Origin of the sequence: Streptomyces sp. NPDC018833 (assembly GCF_044390825.1) — a bacterium.
Lineage (GTDB): Bacteria > Actinomycetota > Actinomycetes > Streptomycetales > Streptomycetaceae > Streptomyces.
Map to the genome: position 1 here is coordinate 1 of NZ_JBIRZM010000010.1, position 14,147 is coordinate 14,147.

General features: G+C 71.1%; 13 protein-coding genes and 4 pseudogenes. 7 read left to right on the top strand and 10 right to left on the bottom strand.

Translation table 11 applies throughout. The features are described from left to right. The first annotated feature begins 173 nt into the window (after positions 1–173). Both ACH5AF_RS20520 and ACH5AF_RS20525 read left to right on the top strand, forming a co-directional pair. Positions 174–1,070: a hypothetical protein gene (locus ACH5AF_RS20520; protein WP_398903290.1), complete on the top strand. Its 897-nt coding sequence runs from the start codon at positions 174–176 to the stop codon at positions 1,068–1,070. Continuing rightward, a pseudogene (locus ACH5AF_RS20525) lies at positions 1,037–1,498 on the top strand (MFS transporter); the annotation flags it as partial. The gene ACH5AF_RS20520 and the pseudogene ACH5AF_RS20525, both read left to right, overlap by 34 nt. 120 nt (positions 1,499–1,618) lie before the next feature. On the opposite strand, the pseudogene ACH5AF_RS20530 reads toward ACH5AF_RS20525, so the two are convergent. Then, positions 1,619–2,023 (bottom strand): annotated as a pseudogene (locus ACH5AF_RS20530) (PP2C family protein-serine/threonine phosphatase); the annotation flags it as partial. A 353-nt stretch (positions 2,024–2,376) separates the two neighbouring features. On the opposite strand from ACH5AF_RS20530, the pseudogene ACH5AF_RS20535 reads away from it, so the two are divergent. Next, a pseudogene (locus ACH5AF_RS20535) lies at positions 2,377–3,680 on the top strand (MFS transporter). A gap of 14 nt (positions 3,681–3,694) precedes the next feature. Here the strand turns inward: ACH5AF_RS20535 and ACH5AF_RS20540 are convergent. After that, positions 3,695–4,690, bottom strand: a complete 996-nt coding sequence (locus ACH5AF_RS20540; protein WP_398903048.1) for a DUF3048 domain-containing protein — start codon at positions 4,688–4,690, stop codon at positions 3,695–3,697. A 541-nt stretch (positions 4,691–5,231) separates the two neighbouring features. Beyond that, positions 5,232–5,390 (bottom strand): hypothetical protein, encoded by a 159-nt coding sequence (locus tag ACH5AF_RS20545; protein WP_398903049.1) that lies wholly within the window; start codon positions 5,388–5,390, stop codon positions 5,232–5,234. A 713-nt stretch (positions 5,391–6,103) separates the two neighbouring features. On the opposite strand from ACH5AF_RS20545, the gene ACH5AF_RS20550 reads away from it, so the two are divergent. After that, on the top strand, positions 6,104–6,916 hold the full coding sequence (locus tag ACH5AF_RS20550) for an SAM-dependent methyltransferase (protein ID WP_398903050.1): 813 nt from the start codon (positions 6,104–6,106) through the stop codon (positions 6,914–6,916). 43 nt (positions 6,917–6,959) lie between these two features. On the opposite strand, the gene ACH5AF_RS20555 is transcribed toward ACH5AF_RS20550, so the two are convergent. From ACH5AF_RS20555 to ACH5AF_RS20570, 4 genes are all read right to left on the bottom strand, one after another. After that, positions 6,960–7,862: a helix-turn-helix domain-containing protein gene (locus tag ACH5AF_RS20555; RefSeq protein ID WP_398903051.1), complete on the bottom strand. Its 903-nt coding sequence runs from the start codon at positions 7,860–7,862 to the stop codon at positions 6,960–6,962. 88 nt (positions 7,863–7,950) lie between these two features. Further along, complete coding sequence (locus ACH5AF_RS20560; RefSeq protein ID WP_398903052.1) at positions 7,951–8,214, bottom strand: DUF397 domain-containing protein; 264 nt, start codon at positions 8,212–8,214, stop codon at positions 7,951–7,953. A 560-nt stretch (positions 8,215–8,774) separates the two neighbouring features. Next, positions 8,775–9,221 (bottom strand): VOC family protein, encoded by a 447-nt coding sequence (locus ACH5AF_RS20565; RefSeq protein WP_398903053.1) that lies wholly within the window; start codon positions 9,219–9,221, stop codon positions 8,775–8,777. A gap of 60 nt (positions 9,222–9,281) precedes the next feature. Next, the gene (locus tag ACH5AF_RS20570; protein WP_398903054.1) at positions 9,282–9,746 is read right to left on the bottom strand and encodes a helix-turn-helix transcriptional regulator; all 465 of its coding nucleotides are present in this window, start codon (positions 9,744–9,746) and stop codon (positions 9,282–9,284) included. Positions 9,747–9,934: 188 nt separating this feature from the next. Between ACH5AF_RS20570 and ACH5AF_RS20575 the strand changes: the two genes are divergently transcribed. Further along, a complete protein-coding gene (locus ACH5AF_RS20575) occupies positions 9,935–10,702 on the top strand; it encodes a class E sortase (RefSeq protein ID WP_398903055.1) in 768 nt (255 codons plus the stop codon). Between the two features lie 105 nt (positions 10,703–10,807). On the opposite strand, the gene ACH5AF_RS20580 is transcribed toward ACH5AF_RS20575, so the two are convergent. Together ACH5AF_RS20580 and ACH5AF_RS20585 are read right to left on the bottom strand one after the other, a co-directional pair. Further along, positions 10,808–11,536: an SDR family NAD(P)-dependent oxidoreductase gene (locus ACH5AF_RS20580; protein ID WP_398903056.1), complete on the bottom strand. Its 729-nt coding sequence runs from the start codon at positions 11,534–11,536 to the stop codon at positions 10,808–10,810. Positions 11,537–11,777: 241 nt separating this feature from the next. Next, on the bottom strand, positions 11,778–11,993 hold the full coding sequence (locus ACH5AF_RS20585) for a hypothetical protein (RefSeq protein ID WP_398903057.1): 216 nt from the start codon (positions 11,991–11,993) through the stop codon (positions 11,778–11,780). A 174-nt stretch (positions 11,994–12,167) separates the two neighbouring features. Here ACH5AF_RS20585 and ACH5AF_RS20590 point away from each other — a divergent pair, with 174 nt between their 5' ends. Further along, entirely contained in the window at positions 12,168–13,040 is an 873-nt protein-coding gene (locus ACH5AF_RS20590; RefSeq protein ID WP_398903058.1) for an LLM class flavin-dependent oxidoreductase, read from the top strand. Between the two features lie 41 nt (positions 13,041–13,081). On the opposite strand, the gene ACH5AF_RS20595 is transcribed toward ACH5AF_RS20590, so the two are convergent. Next, positions 13,082–13,468, bottom strand: a complete 387-nt coding sequence (locus ACH5AF_RS20595) for a VOC family protein (RefSeq protein WP_398903059.1) — start codon at positions 13,466–13,468, stop codon at positions 13,082–13,084. Between the two features lie 179 nt (positions 13,469–13,647). Between ACH5AF_RS20595 and ACH5AF_RS20600 the strand changes: the two are divergent. Then, positions 13,648–13,959: pseudogene (locus tag ACH5AF_RS20600) on the top strand (PRC-barrel domain-containing protein); the annotation flags it as partial. Positions 13,960–14,147: the final 188 nt, after the last annotated feature.

Sequence of the window (14,147 nt, forward strand, 5' to 3'; positions counted from 1 at the left end):
CACCCCCAAGGACGTCGAGCTCGCCGCATAACCCCAGCGAGCCCGAACCGCCCCAAACCCGACAGGGGCGCCTTGACGCAGGACATAGAGGCACCCCGCCTTCGGCCCCCTGTGATCGCAAGCGCGGCTTCATTACGCTTCCCCGGACCGAAGTCCCCGAAGGAGGAGTGTCCGTGGAACTGCTGCGCCGTGAGCCGTTCGTGCTCGACCCCCAGGCCGACCCCGTCGCACAGGCCGGCGAACTGCGCGCTCTGGGCCCGCTCGTCGCCGTCGAACTGCCCGGCGGTGTCGTTGCCTGGACCGCGACCGACCTGGTCACCGCGCAGCAGGTGCTGGGCCACGAGGATCTGACGAAGGACGCGGCGCTCTGGCCCGACCTCGCCGAGGGCCGCATACCCGATGACTGGGAGCTCATCGCCCTGGTCCGCGGTGCCGCGATGCTCCACCAGGGTGGTGCCGACCACCGCCGGCTGCGACACCTGGTCAGCTCCGCGTTCTCGCGGGCGCCGATCGAGGCGCTGCGGCCGCGCGTCGAGGAGATCGCCGACGAGCTGCTGGACCGGGCGGAGGCCGGGGGCGACGGCGAGGTGGTGGACCTGTGGGAGCAGTTGCGGCTGGCCGGTCCCGGCGCAGCACGTCGTACAGGGCGTAGGGCGTGTCCGCCTCCGGCCCGTACAGCCGCCGCCGCCCCATCCCGCCGGACGCGTGCGCCGGACATCCCACGGGAGGAACGGCCTCAGGCGCACCCGACGAGTCGGAGAAAGGAGTGGTCACCACAACCTCCAGAGAAACAAGGAAGGAAACAACAAAGCCGAGACCCGCCCCGTCAAGCCCCGCAGCATACCCACGTGATCAACCGGCCCCGGCAGACAGCCCCGTCTCCAACCCGGCACCGGTCAAGGCCCGTTCGGGGTCGTCCGGCGCAAGGCCTTTGCCGGTGGACGCCGTTGCCGTACGAGCAGCCGTCCGGCGCACGCGCCGTCCGCGGAACTGCCCGGCCTTGCACCGGTCCGGCACAAAAACCTATGGTGGTCCAGACCTCCACGGCTCGGCGTCGTACGGGCTGCTGATGGCGGTGAACGGGGCGGGCAGCGCGGTCGGCGGTCTGCTGGCGCTGCGCACGCGTCCGGCCCGGCCACTCGCGGCAGGTGCGGTGGCGTTGCTCGGGGTGCCGGTGAACCTCGCCCTGCTGGCAGCCGGTGTCGGCGTCGCCGCGCTGGGGGTCGGCCAGTTCGTGGTGGGAGTCGCGTTCGCCTACTGGCTGGTGATGTGGTCGGCCTCGGTGCAGACCCATGTGCCGCAGCAGGCGCTGAACCGTCTGCACGCCTACGACGTCGCCGGCTCTCTGCTGATGCTGGCGGCGGGCAGGGCGCTCGCCGGTCCGGCGGCCGAGCTGCTCGGTGCACGGCAGGTGCTGCTGGGCGGCGTGGTGCTCGGGGCGGTGGCGGTGGGCGTGCTGCTCGTCATCCCCTCGGTGAGGAGGCTGCCGAGGGCGTAGTCGAAGGCGGCCCGGGTCATTACGGCGCTTCGCCGCCCCCCCTCCCGACTCGTCCGCGCCTGGCGGTGGCGGCGCGAGCACCTCGTGGGCCCGGGCGGAAGGGCGGCGGCGGACGCGGGCGGCGAGGACCGCGACGTCGTCCTCGGCGTGGTGGGCGTCGAAGCGGTCGATCACCGTGTCGAGGAGTTCCTCCACGCCGGCGCCGGGCCTGAGCCATGATCCGGCGAGGCGCGCCAGCGAGACGTCGATGTCCTCTCCCCTGCGCTCGACCAGGCCATCGGTGAACAGCAGCAGCGTCTGTCCCGGGACCATGGGGCGGGTGATGAGTTCGTATCCGCCGACGCCCGTGCCGAGGGGCGGGCCCACCGGCACGGGCACGATCTCGGCGGTGTCGTCGGCGGTGAACAGGACGGGCGGCAGATGGCCCGCACTGGCGAACGCGGCCACGCGCCGGGCCGGATCGACGCGGATGAGCAGGCACGTGGCCGGGCGGCGGTCTGCGCTGGTGGCGACGGTGGCGTCCAGTTGGCGGCCGGTCCGCGGCGATGTCCTCCGGGAGGAGGTCGACCGCCGCGGCGTCGCACAGGGACGGGCACAGGAACTGGGCGAGCTCGATGCAGATGGTCCGCTCGTCGAGCGTGGTGCCGATGGCCTCGAGGACTCGTTCGACCGCCTGAAGCCGTGCCCGTACCCGTTCCGGCCATTGCTGTTCTTCGGACAAGCCCACCTCCGTGCCCCCGATGCCGTGCCGCGCTACGCACGTCATCACATCAGCGAATCGACTGCGGGGAGGGCAACGACGCAGCACGGCGAACGGGTGTGCGCCGCAGGCCGGGGCCCGCGGTCCGGCGGATGTGTGCGCGGGGGCCGGGCCGGGGATGGTCGCGATCATGACAGAATCCGCACCCGTCCGGACCCTCGCTCCCCCTCCCCGGCGTCCGGTCCGGCAGTTGCTCGCGGCCTCGGTCGGCAACGCGGTGGAATGGTACGACTGGTACGCGTACACCTTCCTCGCCGCCTATATCGCCGATCAGGTGTTCCCCCGGAGTTCCGGCAACTCTCTGGTGCCCCTGCTGTCCGCGTTCGCGGTCTTCGCCGTGGGCTTCTTCATGCGCCCGGTCGGCGGGCTGCTCATGGGCGCGCTCGCGGACCGGCACGGCAGACGTGCCGCTCTCACCGTCACGATCCTGCTGATGGGCGGCAGCAGCCTGCTGGTGGGCCTGACCCCGACGTACGCGGCCGCGGGGACCTCGCCCCCGTGGTACTGGTCGCGGCCCGGCTGCTGCAGGGACTGTCCGTGGGCGGCGAGTTCGCCGCCTCGACCACGTTCCTCGTGGAGTCGGCCGGCCCGGGGCGGCGCGGCCTGTTCTCCTCATTCCAGTACGTCTCCACGTCCATCGGGCAGCTCGCGGCCTCCGGTGTCGCGGCCCTGCTGGTGAGCCGGCTCGGTGAGGGTCAGATGGAGGGCTGGGGCTGGCGGGTGCCGTTCGTGCTGGGGGCGCTGCTCAGCCTCGTGGGCTTCTGGATCAGGCGCAGCGCCCACGAGACCCGCAGCGCCGAACAGCAACGCGCCGAGCGGCCCGGGCTGTTCGACGCCCTGCGCCATCATCCGCGCGAGTCCCTGCTGATCTGCGGCATCACCGCAGGCGGCACGCTCGCCTACTACACCTGGACCTCGTACCTGCCGACGTACGCGGAGCTCAACACCGGCATGGACAAGGCCGACGCGCTGGTCGCGAGCACCCTGTCGCTGGCAGTCTTCACCGTGCTGCAACCGGTGGGCGGGCTGCTCTCCGACCGCTTCGGGCGCAAGCCGGCGCTGCTGTTCTTCGGGCTGGGGTTCGCGGTGCTGAGCGTTCCGCTGCTGAAGGCGGTGAACGGGTCCTTCGTGTCGCTGCTGCTCGTGCAGTGCGCGGGCATGGTGCTGTTGACCGGGTTCACCGCCGTCTCCGCGGCGGTGAACGCGGAGGTGTTCCCGGCCCGGGCACGAGCGGCGGGCATCGGCTTTCCGTACTCGCTCACGGTTGCCCTCTTCGGCGGCACGGCACCCTATGTAGGCACGCTCTTCAAGGAGTGGGACCGCCCGGAGCTGTTCCCGTGGTACGTCGCGGTCCTGTGCCTGGCGTCGTCGGCCGTGTACCTGCGGCTCCCCGAGAGCGCGCACAAGGAGCTCGAACGCTGAGCGCCGCCGGGTAGTCAGCGGCCGGTGAGGAGCAGCCACACCTGGCCGCGGGCGAAGTTCAGGCGCTCCCCCGCGGCAGTGGTGAACACCGTGTCGCCCGTCGCCGTCCGCCGCTCCCAGCGGGCGTCGAACGCGCGGCCGTCACGCAGCACGAGGGCGCTGCCCGAGCCGACCGTCTCGGTGTACGGGGACACGCTGCCCGACCGGTCGCGGAACTTCGAGGGGCGTACGTCGGTGTACTGGACGACCACCGTCGCCGGGGTGAGCGGCCCGCCGTCCGTCGTCCGGGCCGCGGTGCCGTCCATGGCGACGCGCCATCTCTTCTCGGCGGCGGACCAGGTGAAGGTGTAGCGGGCCGACGGGTAGCGCACGGTCCGCTCGGCGGCCGGCCGCCCGCCCTCGGGAGCGGGGCCGAAGCGCAGCCCTATGTCGGAGGCGTCGCTCGCGTCACGGGCGGCGGCCAGCGCCTGCCGGGGCCGCAGGTAGAGGTTGTGGGGAGCCGGACGGTCGTCGCCGCGTATGTACGCACCCGGTGCCTTGCCGGGCGGCAGGGCGATGACGGGGGCCGCGTCGATCAGCGGTCCGAGCGCGGACTGCGCCCCGGAGTAGGCGAGCGCGGGCCGGCCGAACTGGCGCAGCAGTTCGAGGTCGGACTCGCGGGCGCTGCGCACCGGGCCCACCTGCGCCGGCAGCCGGGACGAGAACACGGCGAGGATGCGGCTCAGGCCCGACTCGACCTGCTCGACATAGATCAGGTCGGCCGCGCCGAGCCCCGTGTGCGGGCGTGCGGGCCGCACGTTGTCGATCTTGACGGCGAGCACCGGGGCCGGGCCGCCCGGCAGACCGGTGAAATAGGAGGTGCGCTGCGGTGCGGAAGTGGTCGGGCGGGTCGGCCCGCCGCCGTCGCCCCCGCCCGAGCAGCCGACGAGCCCCATCGCGAGGGAGGCCGCGGTGAGCGCGGCGACGGCTGTGCCGCCCCGTCTCGGCTGCCGTCGTCGTCGCGTCGTCATCGCTCAGCTCCCCTGCGGCAGGTGGGCGCGGGTGGTCTCGTCGGACAGACCCTGTTCCCGCAGGTCCTCCACCTGGTACGTACACTCTGCGCCGCCCCCGGGAGAGGGGCAAGGCGAGGACGAGGAACCCCGTCGCGGCGGGCACGGTGGGGCCACTACAGCGTGGTCATCGTGGTGCGTTGTGTGGGACCGGCGGCCAACGGCACAGCTTGTGCCCACTCGCGCCGCGCGCCCGTGCCTCACGACGGCGGGGGCATTCCGTGATCTTCACTGTCACGTGGCCGTCGCCGCCGGAGCCGGGCGTGCAGCCCCATGAACGCCTGGCAGTACGAGCTGCGGCTCGGCGCCCCGGACCGGCTGGATGTGCGGCCGGCATGACCCAGCTGAAGGGGGGCGGACGGTGCGGGGTGCCCGTACGAGGAGCTCGACGGTGACGGGATCGTCACGCAGGGCGACGATGTACTGGTGGCGAGCCGGCAGATCTCGTGCCGCTGGCCGAGGGGGCCGTCGTCGTGGACCGCTGAAGCGGGTCCTCGGGAGGCTAGCCGCGCGCCGCGAAGCGCTGCAGCTCGAAGTCCAGCGTGCGCCCGACCTCGCGCAGCGTCGCCTCGGCCGTCTGCCGGACATCCGCGGGGACGTCGCCCCGCTCCTCGACCAGGCCGTCGTAGATCGGTGCGTCAGCCCTGTCTGCGGAGCTCACGATAAGTCCCTTCGTTCGGTTGCACGGGGCTTCACGCCCTTGCACAGTCCATGCGCGGCACGGGCTTCAAGCGGTTCTGACGGAAGCAGGGGCCGAGTGTACGGGGTGGGCCGGCCGCCCCTTTCCGGCGGGACCCCGCCCCGGCGCACCCCGTGAGCACGCCGGGGCGCGGCCGTACGTGCCCCTGTGGCCCGTGTCAGGGGGCAGTACGCGAGCCGTGCGCCGTACGGGTGCATTTGCGGACCGCGGAGGGCCCCGGTCCGTGCGATCGGAGTGGCCGTCGCGCAGGAGCATCGGCGGGGCGGGCGTGAAGAAGATCACTTACTCCGCCTGCGCGCTCACCCTCGCCGGTCACGTCGGCCGGCCGAGGAGTGCGGCGGGATCGGTCAGGTCTCGGCCTTCCGCCCCTTGGACACAGGGAGACTGAGACGGGTCCGGTGACGCTCCACGGGGGGCAGCCACTGCCTCGAACGGAACTTCCGCCCCGGCCTCCCCCATGGGGCCACCCGGCTCCATGTCCGCGATCGGGCCACACGGCATGCGGCGCGCCCGTCGGGCGCACGCGCCGTCCGCCGCTCATGAGATCGCGGTCGGCGCGTGGCCGAAAGACGACGTGCACAGTCCGTCACTTGACCGTTCATCTGTACCGCTGCCCATGCGCTCCCTAGCATGTCCGTCCCACAGCCTGATTCACGGACGCGGGTGAGGACTGGATGCAACGCGAGTCGTGGCGCCCGGATGCCATCGACACCAAGGTGCCCAGCGTGGCGCGCATGTACGACTACTTCCTGGGAGGCGACGACAACTACCAGTCCGACCGCGATGCGTGTGAAGAACTACTGAAACAGGTCCCCAGCACCAAGGTCCTGGCCGTCAACAACCGCAACTTCCTGCGGCGTGTGGTGCGTCTGCTGGCGAGCGAGTACGGCATACGCCAGTTCGTCGACCACGGTTCGGGTCTGCCCACCCAGGACAACGTCCATCAGGTGGCTCAGTCCGTCGACCCGAAGTCCTGCGTGGTCTACGTCGACAACGACCCGATCGTCCTCGCACACGGCCGGGCGCTGCTCGACGAGAACGACCGAACGGCCGTCATCCAGGCCGACATGCGCGATACCGACGGCATCTTCGGCCACCAGGAGACGAAGCGGCTCATCGATTTCAGCCGGCCGGTGGCCGCCCTGTTCGTCTCGGTGCTGCACTGCATCCCGGACAAGGACAAGCCGGCTGCGCTGATACGTCGCGTCGCCGGGCGGCTCGTCCCCGGCAGCTTCATGGTGGTGTGCCAGCTGGTGAGCGACCGGCCCGAGATCCGTACGTTCGTCACCGACTTCATGGCCGAGGCCACCGGCGGGAACTGGGGCCGCGTCCGCGAGGAGCACGAGGTCCGGCGGTACTTCGACGGTATGGAGATCCTGGAGCCCGGTCTTGTTGAGGTCTCCACCTGGCGGCCCGACAGCGACCTGGCGCCCGTCCAGCAGACGGACGAATGGATCGAGTGGGGCGGCGTGGGACGACTCCTCTGAGCCGTCCCCCCTTCACCGGGCACGGCCCGAAGGTCACCGAGGATCACATCGCTGCCAGACGCTCCTCAAGCGTCCTCAGCGTTTCCTTGGGAGTGAGTGCGCAGGCACCGAGCCGGTCGAGCATGTCGCGGTACTGCTCGACGATCCCCGGCTTCTGGGTGAAGGTGCTGTCGGTGAGGTGCTCGATGTACACGGCGTCCTTCAGATCGCGCAGTGCGAAGCGCAGATAACTCACGCCCGTCCCCACGCCCACGGCGGCCGTCACGTCCAGCGGGGCGATCTGCAGGGTGACCCGGGAGCGCCGCACCATCGTGACGAGGTGCCGCAACTGATCGCGCATCAACTCTCGGCCGCCGACCGAGCGCATCAGCACGGACTCGTCGATGACCGCCCACAGGCGAGGCGCGTCCGGCTGGTCCAGCTGCCGCTGCCGCTCCTGCCTGAGCTCGACGCGGCGCTGGACCTCCTGGGCGAGCAGATGCCCCGGCCCGGACTGGATGACGGCGCGGGTGTACGCGGGCGTCTGCAACAGACCGGGGATGTAGAAGGGTTCGTAGGTACGGATCGTGGCTGCGGCGCCCTCCAGGGCGACGAGCGGCGTGAAGAAGTCGGACAGGACGTCACTGAAGGAACGCCACCAGTCCGAGCGGCGGGACTGCTGCACCAGGCGCATGAACTCGGCTATCCGGACCTCGTCCTGCATCCGGTAGAGATTCAACAGGGCGAGTGCGTCGGACGGCTTGCAGCCGTGCCGGCCCAGTTCGATACGGCTGGTCTTCGACCGCGAGAAGCCGAGCTTGCCGTCGACATCTGCCGGGTCGAGACCCGCGCTCGTCCGCAGCTCGCGCAACTTGCCGCCCAGGATGAGCTTCAGGGCGGTCGGGTTGTCCTCGACCGCTCCCAGCGGCCGAACGAACAACGACGGGCTCGGATCGGCGGCAGTCATCACACACTCCTGCGGAGACTATGAGAAGATGTCAGTATCCCAGCACGTGCCTGCGCGCACCAATGGACCCAACACCCCGGCGGAGTTTTCAGCCGACCATGGCGTCGAAGTCTCCGTCACGGGCGCCCGCCACAAAGGCGGCGATCTCCTCGCGGGTGTAGACGAGCGCCGGCCCGTGCGGATCGCGGGAGTTGCGAACGGCAATGCCGCCGCCCGGCAGCGCCGCCATCTCCACGCAATTGCCCGTTGCGTTGCTGTGGCTGCTCTTGACCCATGTCACCGCGGTCAGCGCTCCGGCCCGCATGCCGTTGACGAACTCCACTCCCACACCAGCCCCTCGTCGCTCCAGCATCGCTCTCCATAGCCACACGAGTGCAATCCCAGATGCAATTACATCACCGGACCGCTCTCGACCATACTCGTCCGGCGTCGTCGTCGAACAGCGAATCGTGCACGGAGAGATGCCCCGAGGCGATTCACCCGCCAGGCCTCTCGGGCACCGGCAGCGCGCGCGGAGAGACGATTCGTCGTGCCGGGTCCGACGTGAAAAGTCGCCCGTTGGAACCTCCCTGTCGTTCCGCATCGGTGAGCCCGACTTCGGCCCCGCCGGCCACCGCCGCGCCTGACACCGTGCGGCTTCGCGGCCTGCGGCCTCGACGGCCGCCCGCAGAACGCCAACAGCGGCTCCCGGTCGCCGACGCAGCCACCGAGCGGTCCGGTCGCGGCGACGGCGACGGCCACTGCGGTGGTCACCGCGGTCGTGCCGGGGTGGGGACGTGCGGACGGTCCTCGCCGGCCCGGGACAGGGCGCGGTCGTCGCCGGCCGCGGACGGTGCGCGGTCGTCGTGGTGCATGGGCGGCCTCGCTTTCGGGGGAGGGCTCACCGGTGCAGGGGCCGCCGTGAAGGTCGCGTCAGCAGGCCCAGTCCTTGTCCATGTCGAGGCCGCCCTCGCGGGCCTGGGTGAAGGAGAACCAGTTGCCGGAGTCGTCCCGGAAGATCGCCTCGGTGCCGTACGGGCGCTCCTGCGGCTCCTGAAGGAACTGCACACCGCGTTCCTTGAGCTTCTCGTAGTCGCCGTGGATGTCGTCGGTCGTCAGCACGCCCGCACCGAGGATTCCCTTGGACACCAGCTTCTTCATGGCCTCGGCGGACTCGGGGTCCATGGCGGGCGGGCCGGGGACCATCAGGGTGAGCTCCACGTCGGGCTGGTTCGCGGCGCCTACGGTGATCCAGCGCATGCCGCCCTCACCCATGGTCATGTCCGTCCGCACCTCCAGGCCGAGCTTCTCGGTGTAGAACTCCTTGGCCCGGTCCTGGTCCAGCACCCAGACGGTGGAAATGGCGAGACCCTTGATCATGACGTGCTCCTGGGAGTGGGGTGGGTGTCCGTTGCCCTGTCACCGTAGGCAGCCGCCCGCTCAGACCGCTTCTTCAGAATTGCGCTCTCCCTCGGCGCTTCGCCCGGACGACTCCTTCGCCGGCGAGAAGCCGCCGGCCCACAGCATTGCGTAGCACCCTGGTATGAGCGCCGCGCCGCGGCCGACGTGCCGGGCACGGTATTCGCGGGGCGACAGACCGGTCTGCCGCTTGAAGCGGGACGAGAACGTGCCGAGGCTGGAGAATCCGACGAGCGTGCAGATCTCGGTGACGGACAGGTTCGCCGTGCGGAGCATCTCCTCCGCCCGCTCTATGCGGCGGGCCGACAGGTACTGGCCGGGTGTCTGCCCGTAGACCGCCTTGAACGCGCGCACGAAGTGGTACCGCGAGTACCCGGCGTGGGCGGCGACCGCGTCGAGGTCGAGCGGCTCCGCCCAGTCGCGGTCCATCGCGTCCTTGGCGAGTCTCAGCTGCTTGAGGTGGGACAGGTCTGTCACTTGTCTCATGCTGGCACGCGGCACTGACACAGGTCGCCTGACCTGCATCGATCCGGCGGGACACGGGCCCCGGCCGAGACGGGGAACATCTGGTCGAATGTCGTCGTTATGTTCCGAAAGAGGCCATTGGTGTGATCGGCGTGCCCCACGCCGGGCGCTGGCCGTCTCCCCGGCTACCGATCCCGGATTCCATTCCCATGACTGTTCTCCGAGCTGTCCCCCTCGCCATGGCGAGCGGGCTCGTCGTCGTGCTCGCCGGATGCACCGCTGCGGCGGACACCGGCGCGGCGGCGGCGCGCCCCACCGCAGGCAGCACGTCCCCCGCGCTCGACCGCGGCGTACCCTCCGCGCCGCCCTCCCGCTCCGCCCCCACGGTGACGCCATTGGAGCCCGCGGTCGAGCGGGTGTCCACGACGCCGGCCCCCGAGGCCTCCCGGCCCCGGACGGAGACGGCGTTGCTGTCCATACCGTCGATCGGCCTCAAGGAGCTGAAGGTCGTCCCGTACGAGGGCACGACCGACGACTGGCCGGGCACCCGGATACAGAACCGTGGCGTCGGCGCCAGCCCCTACGGCGAGAACGGCGGCGTCGGTCCCGGCGAGGTGGGCAACTACCTGGTCACCGCGCACCGCCTCTCCGCGGGCGGTCCGCTGCGCGACCTGCCGTCGCTCGACGAGGGCGCATCGGTGTTCGTCCGGGCGGGCGGCAAGGTGTACGAGTACGAGATCACGGAGACCAGGACGACCTCTTTCCGCTCCGAGCGCTCCCTCGCCGAGCAGCGGGCAGCCGTCCCCGGTCGTCCCGGCGAGCGGCCGACCAAGGCGATGATCACGATCTCGACCTGCGCAACCCCCGAGGACAACGCGGCGGGCAACTTCTGGCGCGACGACCGGGGCAACCCCGAGCACCGCATCGACAAGGTGGGCGTGCTGCGCGAGGCGGTGCCGGAGCAGGCCGCCCGCTGACGTCGCCCGCGCCGAGCGTCCCGTGGTCCGCGCGCACGCCGCGCACCGACCACCGACGCACCGCCGCACACCGAGCGTCCCAGCGTCCGTGCGCGACCCCGCCGGCTACATGCCGCCCGCGACGCGCAGCACCGCGCCCGTGGTGAAGGACGCGTCGTCGGACAGCAGCCAGGCGACGGACCCGGCTATCTCCTCCGGCCGTCCCGCGCGGCCGAGCGGAATGGTGCCGGCCAGCTTGGAGGGGCGCTCCGGATCCTCGTGGAACTCGGTCCGGATGACACCGGGCGCGACACAGTTGACGCGTATGCCGTCGGCGGCGACCTCCTTGGCCAGGCCGACTGTCATGGCGTCGACTGCCGCCTTGGTCGCGGCGTAGTGCACGTACTGGCCGGGGCTGCCGAGCGTCGCGGCCGCCGACGAGATGTTGACGATGGCGCCGCCGCCGGTGCCCGTCATGTCGCGGACGGCCCGACGCGCGCAGAGCAGGTAGCCGAGGACGTTGACGTCCAGGGCACGGCGCATGCCCTCGGCATCGGCGTCGGCCAGGCGGCCGTTGGGGCCGCTGATGCCCGCGTTGTTGACGAGGCCGGTCACAGTGCCCAGTTCGGCGGCACGGTCGAACAGCCGGTCGACGGACGCCTCGTCGGCGGTGTCGACAGGGATGGCGAGCGCACGCCGCCCGGCGTCGGCGACCGCCTTGACGACGGTCAGCGCGGCGGCTTCGTCGGACCGGTAGCCGACCACCACATGATGGCCTTCGGTGGCGAGGCGCTCGCAGACCGCGGCGCCGATTCCGCGGCTGCCGCCGGTGACGACAGTGAGGTGCTGGGTCAAGGAAGTCTCCGGGGTGCGTACGGGCTGCCCCCGACTCTAGTTGGGCGTCCGTGGCACTCAGTGGCGAGTGTTTGCCCCCGTCACCGGCGGACCGCGCGCCGCGGTCGGAGCGTCGGGCGCCCATCGACCGGTGACCGCTTGTGCCGCGGTGAACGGATCGGGACCGCCCGGCGTGCCGGCGCCCACGGCGAAGGGGCGCACCCGGGAAGGGTGCGCCCCTTCGTCTCATGTGACGCCCGGATCAGCTCCGGTAGCGGTCCTCGTCCTCGTCCAGCCTCTCCTGCCGGGGTTCACGGGCCTGTCCGCCGCGCTTCCGCTGCTGCCGGGCACGTTCCTCGGACTGCTGCCGGCCGCGCTCACCGGACTGCCGGCCGCGCGACTTGGCGTCCTCCATGCGCTTCTGCGCCTCGTCCTTGAGCTGCTCGGCCTTGTCCCGGAACTGGTCCTTGATACCCATCAGTCTCTCCTTCGAGGTGGGGTTCTGGGCGCGTTCAGCGTTGCACGACCCGACATGGCTCGCATGTCAGCCGAAAAACGGGCAGGTCGGGCCCGGTGCGGCCGGCCGCTGACACGGGCCCGTCGTGGGGCGCCGTCTTGTGGATGCCCGTGCGGGTCGGCTGGAATGGGCTCCATGACTAGTCTCGGCGCGGTGTTCCGGCCGCAGTTGCCACCCGAGCGACTCCGTGACATGGCCCGTGCGGCCGACGCGGCAGGACTCGAGGAGCTGTGGCTCTGGGAAGACTGCTTCCTCGAGAGCGGCATCGCCACCGCGGCGGCCGCCCTGGCCTGGACGGATCGACTGCGGGTGGGCGTTGGCCTGTTGCCGGTCCCGTTGCGCAATGTGGCGCTGACCTCGATGGAGGCCGCAACCCTCCTGCGGCTGTTTCCCGGGCGCATCACGCTGGCACTCGGGCACGGCGTGCAGGACTGGATGGGCCAGGTCGGTGCGCGGGTCGAGTCGCCGATCACGCTGCTGCGCGAGCATCTGGCGGCGATGCGCGCCCTGTTGGGCGGTGAGCGGGTGACGGTGGAGGGCCGTTACGTGAGGCTCGACGGCGTCGCCCTGGACTGGCCGCCCACGGCCGCACCTCCCGTGCTCGCCGGAGCGCTCGGACCCAAGTCGCTGCGCCTGTCCGGCGAAGTGGCCGATGGGACGCTGCTGGACGCGAGCGTGTCCGCCGACGGCGTGCGCCGCGCCCGGCGGCTCATCGACGAGGGACGCACCGCTGTCGGACGCACCGACCCCCATCGGGTGGTCGTCTACGTCCACGCCGCGACCGGACCCGGCGCCGAGGACCGGCTGAGGGCCGAACTTCTCGGCTCCCCCGGCGAGTCGGGGCCGGAGCTGGGTGTCGCCGGGGACGCGGGTGCGGTGGCGAAGGCCGTGCAACGGCTCGCGGACGCCGGGGCCGACACGGTCGTGCTCCAGCCGACCGCCGACGAGCCGGACCCGGAGGGCTTCGTACGGTTCGTGGCCGAGGAGGTCCGTCCGCTCGTGCCGTGACGGCCGACGCCAAGGGCGGTGCCGGACGTCGGCGGGCTGCCTCAGTCTGCGGCGTCCTGCGGATACCAGCGCAGTTCGACAGTGTTGCCGTCCGGGTCCTGCACATATATCGACTGCGCGTCGCCGCGCGCGCCGTAGCGTTCGACCGGGCCTTCGAGGACGGTGAACCGGCCGGAGTCGACGACCTCCTGCCAGTCGATCGGGTCGACGACCAGGCAGATGTGGTCGACGTTGGACTCGCCGCGCGGCCGGCCGACCAGGTCGATGATGGCGGTCGGGCTGATCCGCGCCGAAGGGAACGGCGCCTTGCCCGCCCGCCACTCCGCCACTCTGACCGGCTCCAGGCCGAGTGGTCCGCAGTAGAACTCCAGGGCGCGCTCGACGTCCTGGACGTTGAGCACGACGTGGTCGAAGTCCTTGACGCGCACAATGCCTCCTGTCGTGATTCCATTCCGTTCCGGATCGGAACTTACTGGCGCTGGGGCCGGCGTGGAAGGCCCCGGATCACTCCTCCCCTCAGGGCGATCATGTCCCTTTGATGGCTGTTTATTGCCATTTCTTATGGTTACCCGCGTCCGGGGAAGGCACGCCGCGAGGGAGGAAGCAAGTGATCACCCGAGACCAGATACCGAACGTGCTGGACCGACCGGTCTATGACGCCGAGGGCAACAAGGTCGGCAACGCGAAGCATGTCTTCGTCGACGACGCCACGGGGCAGCCGGACTGGGTCAGTGTGCAGACCGGTCTGTTCCGAACCAACGAGTCGTTCGTCCCGATCCGGGACGCCACCATGGTCGAGGACCACTTGGAGGTGCCCTACCCCAAGAACACCATCAAGGACGCTCCCCACGTCGACGTCGACGCCGGCGGACACCTCTCCCGCCAGGAGGAGGAGCGCCTGTACAGGCACTACAGCATCGGCTGAGACGCGGCATGGCCAGAACGCGCGTCACGGCCGCGCACCCCGTGGTGATGGACGGGTCCGGCTTCAGCCGAGGAGCGTTCCGAGGACGAGACCGTCACGGGCCGGGTCCCCAGGGAGCGGATCGAGGCCGACATATCCGATGACCGGGGCAGGAGGCGTCCGACCTGACGGTGCGCGGGAAC

What these genes read in the sequence shown, in the direction of transcription:
- ACH5AF_RS20540 (WP_398903048.1), bottom strand. Translation starts at nt 4,690, where the DNA reads ATGACGACGCGACGACGACGGCAGCCGAGACGGGGCGGCACAGCCGTC.
- ACH5AF_RS20590 (WP_398903058.1), top strand. Translation starts at nt 12,168, where the DNA reads ATGACTAGTCTCGGCGCGGTGTTCCGGCCGCAGTTGCCACCCGAGCGA.
- ACH5AF_RS20550 (WP_398903050.1), top strand. Translation starts at nt 6,104, where the DNA reads ATGCAACGCGAGTCGTGGCGCCCGGATGCCATCGACACCAAGGTGCCC.
- ACH5AF_RS20585 (WP_398903057.1), bottom strand. Translation starts at nt 11,993, where the DNA reads ATGGGTATCAAGGACCAGTTCCGGGACAAGGCCGAGCAGCTCAAGGAC.
- ACH5AF_RS20560 (WP_398903052.1), bottom strand. Translation starts at nt 8,214, where the DNA reads ATGCTGGAGCGACGAGGGGCTGGTGTGGGAGTGGAGTTCGTCAACGGC.
- ACH5AF_RS20555 (WP_398903051.1), bottom strand. Translation starts at nt 7,862, where the DNA reads ATGACTGCCGCCGATCCGAGCCCGTCGTTGTTCGTTCGGCCGCTGGGA.
- ACH5AF_RS20570 (WP_398903054.1), bottom strand. Translation starts at nt 9,746, where the DNA reads ATGAGACAAGTGACAGACCTGTCCCACCTCAAGCAGCTGAGACTCGCC.
- ACH5AF_RS20575 (WP_398903055.1), top strand. Translation starts at nt 9,935, where the DNA reads ATGACTGTTCTCCGAGCTGTCCCCCTCGCCATGGCGAGCGGGCTCGTC.
- ACH5AF_RS20565 (WP_398903053.1), bottom strand. Translation starts at nt 9,221, where the DNA reads ATGATCAAGGGTCTCGCCATTTCCACCGTCTGGGTGCTGGACCAGGAC.